The following is an 864-nucleotide window of genomic DNA, read 5'->3' as shown; positions in this document are numbered from 1 at the left end:
CGCTAGAAAAAGCCACTGGACGCATTCAGTTCGACAACGATGTGGTGACGACATCTGGCTTATCAGCAGAGTTGCTCTCGCAGCCTATTTCACTCGATTTCCACGGCGAAAGTGCGGACCAAGGCTACAACGTGACCATCAATACTTTAGGTGATTGGGATGTAGAGCCTCTCAAGCCTTATTTGGGTGAACGTTGGTTGAGCTTGGTTTCCGGTCATGCGCCTTGGCAAATGGACATTGACTTACAGCTCAACGATGTGGGTTTTACTTACCAAGTAGATGTGTTGGCGCAGCTCGGTCGATTAGCCAGTGAATACCCATACCCATTGACGAAAAAGGTCGGAGAAGCTGGTCAGGCAAAACTCCAAGCATCGGGGAATCAGGAGAGCATTTCGGCTCGTTTGCAAATCCCAAATGCGAAATATCAGCCCGAAATTGATATCTCGGGCGATGTGCCAGTGTTAACCGCGACCAACTTGGTGTTAGGCAAAGGCGGTTTTAAAATTAGCCCTGTCGTTGGGCACGATGCTTCGATTCGTCTAGATGAGGTAAACCTAGATAAGTGGGCGACGTTACTGGATACGCCAGAGAGTAAAGCGCAATCGGTGCTGGCAAACATGAAGACGCCTACGATTCCTTTACCAACGCGTATTGAAGTCGAAACGCCGAACTTGTTGTTGGGCGGCATTGAGTTTCACGATGTGGCATTGAACGCCAGTAAAAAGAACCTAAGTTGGCAGTTGGACGTGAGTAGCCAAGAGGTGAAAGGCAAAGCAACGTACCTCAAACCGTACGATTTATCGGTGTCTCTAGACCATCTGCATTTGTACTTGCCAGACTTTGAGGAAATGACCAAAGAGCGCA

The 864-nt window shown here is 48.7% G+C and carries 1 protein-coding gene; it reads left to right on the top strand.

What is annotated here, in order from left to right:
* A partial coding sequence (locus R7R78_RS25185; RefSeq protein ID WP_263856317.1) for a DUF3971 domain-containing protein occupies window positions 1–864 on the top strand: 864 nt, incomplete at both ends.

The sequence above is a fragment of the Vibrio sp. 2134-1 genome, from assembly GCF_033339495.1.
This window is presented reverse-complemented; position numbering and strand designations above follow the sequence as displayed.